Origin of the sequence: Streptomyces phytophilus, assembly GCF_013870535.1 — a bacterium.
GTDB classification, from domain to species: Bacteria; Actinomycetota; Actinomycetes; order Streptomycetales; family Streptomycetaceae; genus Streptomyces; species Streptomyces phytophilus.
The window spans coordinates 1-4,220 of the sequence record NZ_JACBXC010000489.1 but is presented as its reverse complement, the minus strand read 5'-3'; the positions used below and the strand labels follow the sequence as shown (position 1 = coordinate 4,220).

Below are 4,220 nucleotides of genomic sequence, written 5' to 3'. Positions count from 1 at the left end.
CTCTCGTCCTGCGCCACCGGGGCCTCCCGCACTGGCTCCACCAGGACCGTCACGATCTTGTTCCGCCGCCCCGCCGGCGACTCCGCGGTCAGCCGCAGCGCCCGCAGCCCCGGGTCGGAACCGTCGTGCGTGACGTCGACCTCCGCCGTCGCCCCCGCGATCGGCACCCGGCCCAGCTGCTTCGCCAGCAGCCCGCCGACCGTCTCCACGTCCTCGTCGTCCAGCTCCAGGTCGTACAGCTCGCCCAGGTCGCCGATGTCGAGGCGGGCCGTGACCCGGTAGCGGTCGTCGCCCAGCTCCGCCGCCGGCGGCAGCTCCCGGTCGTACTCGTCGGTGATCTCGCCGACGATCTCCTCCAGGATGTCCTCGATCGTCACGATCCCCGCCGTCGACCCGTACTCGTCGATGACGACCGCCACGTGGATCCGCTGCTGCTGCATCTCCCGCAGCATGTCCGCGGCCTTCTTCGTGTCCGGCACGAACGCCGCCGGCCGCATCGCCGTCGACACCAGCTCCGACTCGGCCTCCCGGCTGATGTGCACCTTGCGCGCGAGATCCTTCAGATACACCACGCCGACGACGTCGTCCTCGCTCTCGCCCGTCACCGGGATCCGCGAGAAGCCGGAGCGCAGCGCGAGCGTCAGCGCCTGCCGGAGCGTCTTGTACCGCTCGATGGTCACCACGTCCGTGCGCGGCACCATCACCTCGCGCACCAGCGTGTCGCCGAGTTCGAAGACCGAGTGGACCATGCGCCGCTCGTCGTCCTCGATCAGCGACTCCTTCTCCGCCAGGTCCACCATCGCGCGCAGCTCCGCCTCGGAGGCGAACGGGCCCTGGCGGAAGCCCTTGCCCGGCGTCAGCGCGTTGCCCAGCAGGATCAGCAGCATCGGCACCGGGCCCATGACGCGCGCCAGCGGCAGCAGCACGTACGCGGATGCCGTGGCGGTCGCCACCGGGTGCTGGCGCCCGATGGTGCGCGGCGAGACGCCGATCGCGACGTACGAGACGAGGACCATCGCGGCGATCGCGACGGTCAGCGCCTCCCAGGTACGGTCGAAGTGGCGCAGGCAGGCGTACGTCACGAGCGCGCCGGCGGCCATCTCGCAGCCGACCCGCACCAGCAGCGCCACGTTCAGGTAGCGCACCGGGTCGGACGTCACCGCCAGCAGCTTCGCCGACCCGCGCCGCCCGGCCCGTACCGCGTCCTCGGCGGCGATCCGCGTCGTCCGCGCCAGCGCCGTCTCCGCGCACGACGCGAGCCAGCCGACCCCCACGAGCAGGACCGCCGCGGCGATCAGCCGGGCGGTCATCGCTCGGTGGGCGCCGGCGAGGGACCGGCCACGCCGCGCTCGGCGCGCCAGCCGTCGACGATCGCCTTCTGCAGGCCGAACATCTCGGCCTTCTCCGCGGGATCCTCGTGCTCGTAACCGAGGAGGTGCAGCACGCCGTGGACCGTGAGCAACTGCAGCTCCTCGTCCATGGAATGCGCGGTCGGCGCCGCCTCGCCCTGCCGGCGGGCGACGTCGGGACAGAGCACGATGTCGCCGAGGAGCCCCTGCACCGGCTCCTCGTCGTCCTTGGCGGGCGGCCGCAGCTCGTCCATGGGGAACGACATCACGTCCGTCGGCCCCGGCTCGTCCATCCACTGCACGTGCAACTGCTCCATCGCGGCCGGGTCGACGAGGATCACCGACAGCTCGGACAGCGGGTGGATGCGCATGCGCGCCAGCGCGTACCTGGCGACGCCGAGCACGGCCTCCTCGTCGGCCTCGACCCCGGATTCGTTGTTGACCTCGACGGACACGGCTCTAGGCCCTGCCGTTCCTGTCGTCGCCGTTTCTGACGTCGTACTTGTCGTACGCCTCGACGATCCGGCTCACCAGCTTGTGCCTGACGACGTCCTGACTGGTCAGCGTGGAGAAGTGCACGTCCTGCACCCCCTCCAGGATCCCCTTCACCTGCCGCAGCCCGCTCCTCGTGCCGCCCGGCAGGTCGACCTGGGTGATGTCACCGGTGACGACGATCCTGGAGTTGAACCCGAGCCGGGTCAGGAACATCTTCATCTGCTCGGGATTCGTGTTCTGGGCCTCGTCGAGGATGATGAACGCGTCATTGAGCGTGTTGTGCGTGAGCAGATGGTCCTGCGTGACGTACAGCGAATCCTCCGCTGCCACCTGGATGCACACGGTCTCCTCGCGACCTGCCGGCTCGATGCTGTCGATGAACCGCATCGGACGGCCACCGCCTCCCGCGGCCAGGTACTTCCCGCGCTTGCGCGCGAGCCGAAAAGGCTCGATGCCTTCGGGGAGCCGGATGTCGACGATGTGCGCGTCGCGGCGGTGGTGTACGTCCCGACCCCGTGCCCGCCCGGGGGTGCGGTCCTCGGCCGCCCGGCGCCGGGTGTAGGCGACTCCGCCCAGAGACTGCACGAGGGAGACGACGTCGTCACGGAGCAGGATCGACGCTGTCGTGTACTGAACGCGGCACGTCCGGTCGGACTGCGTGACAGGTCCGCCGTCGCTGTCGAGCAGGCCCTGGAGCAGAGCCAGCCGGACCTCGGGGGTGTTGTACATGTAGTCGTCCGGCACGAACTTCGAGACGGATCTTGAGCCGAGCAGACCGAGCGTGCGCAGGTCCCTGGTGACCGGGTTCTCCAGTGTGATGACGTCGCCGGGAGTCTTCACGCGGTTGAGGACGTACTCCACCGACCCCTTCCGCCGTACCTTGACGCCGGGCAGAGCCAGCTCCAGGGCTGAGACAAGCTCAGGATCGGTGGTGGTGAACGATGGGGTGGTAGCGCCGGTGATGCAGCCGTCGCCGAGCAGCAGGCCCAGCGCGTAGGGATCCAGCGGCACCTCGCGGGCGGGGAACTGCGTCGGTCCGGTCAGCGTCGGGAGTTCGTACCGGCGGGCGTGTGCGGCGCGCAGGTTGCCGATCATCTCCCGGGTCTCCAGGACCCGCCACGGCCTGTTGCGGCGCTTGTCTGCGGCGGTCCTCACCGTCCACAGGTGCTCGCCGCAGCACAGGGTCCACGCGCCGTCCTGCGCGGTGACGCGGTAGATGTCCCGCTCTCCCTGCGGGTACACGCCCAGCACCGGTGTCGGCTCACCGTTGGAGCCGATGACCAGGTCGCCGACCTGAAGGCCGCCGATAGGACGCCAGCCATCCGGCGTCAGCACATTGGTCCAGACAGGCTGCGACCTGCCGCGCATGTATGCCAGGGGCGCCACCTCGATCGTGCCGGCCGCCATCAGGCGGGGGATCGAGTCCGGGTCCAGCATGTCGTGCAGCGCGTCGTACAGCGGGCGCAGGTACGGGTCGATCTTCTCGTACAGCGTGCCGGGCAGGAACCCGAGGCGTTCGCCGGCCTCGACCGCGGGGCGGGTCAGGATGATGCGGTTGACCTGCTTGGACTGCAGGGCCTGGACCGCCTTGGCCATGGCGAGGTACGTCTTGCCGGTGCCGGCGGGGCCGATGCCGAAGACGATGGTGTGCTTGTCGATGGCGTCGACGTAGCGCTTCTGGTTCAGCGTCTTCGGGCGGATCGTCTTGCCGCGGTTGGACAGGATGTTCTGCGTCAGGACCTCGGAGGGGGCGTGGTGCCCGCCGGCCTCGTCGTCGCGGTCGGATTTCAGCATGGCGATCGTCCGCTCCACCGCGTCCTCCGTCATGGGGGCTCCGGTGCGCAGGACGAGCAGCATCTCGTCGAAGAGACGCTGGACGAGGGTGACTTCCTCGGGGGCGCCGACGGCGCTGACCTCGTTGCCCCGCACGTGGATGTCGGTGCCGGGGAACGCCTTCTCGATGACCCGCAGGAGGGAGTCTCCGGAACCCAGCACCGTCACCATGGGGTGCTTCGCGGGAATCGTGATCTGGGCGCGGGCCTGTCCCTCTTCGGGGGTGCGGCTTACGGGTGTCTGTGTCATGGGCCGGCCCTGGGGCCTGAATCTCATCCCACTTCTTCGCTCGCGTAACTGTGAGAGGGCCCGCCGGACGGACCACGCCCGGGGTCCCGACGCCTGCTCCACACGCAGGCCCTGACGCCATCGTAACGGGGTGGGGTGCGGCTGTGGCCAGTGAGTTTCGAGGACGGTACGCCAGACGTGTGGGAGAACGGCGGGAGGCCGGTGGGAGAGGCGGGGGTGCCTGCTCACGGGCTACCGCGGTACCGCGGTAGCCCGTGAGCGGCGGGGTGCCGTTACGCCGGCAGCGGAGCCCCC

General features: G+C 70.0%; 3 protein-coding genes. All 3 read right to left on the bottom strand.

Translation table 11 applies throughout. The features are described 5' to 3' along the window. Positions 1-1,310 (bottom strand): hemolysin family protein (locus tag H5J30_RS19835; protein ID WP_181788752.1); only part of this gene is annotated, 1,310 nt, incomplete at its 3' end. Next, the gene (gene ybeY / locus H5J30_RS19830; RefSeq protein ID WP_181788751.1) at positions 1,307-1,804 is read right to left on the bottom strand and encodes an rRNA maturation RNase YbeY; all 498 of its coding nucleotides are present in this window, start codon (positions 1,802-1,804) and stop codon (positions 1,307-1,309) included. The genes ybeY and H5J30_RS19835, both read right to left, overlap by 4 nt. Positions 1,805-1,808: 4 nt before the next feature. Continuing rightward, positions 1,809-3,926 carry a PhoH family protein gene (locus H5J30_RS19825; protein ID WP_181788750.1) on the bottom strand — a complete coding sequence of 706 codons (2,118 nt, stop codon included), beginning with the start codon at positions 3,924-3,926 and terminating at the stop codon, positions 1,809-1,811. Positions 3,927-4,220 lie beyond the last annotated feature (294 nt).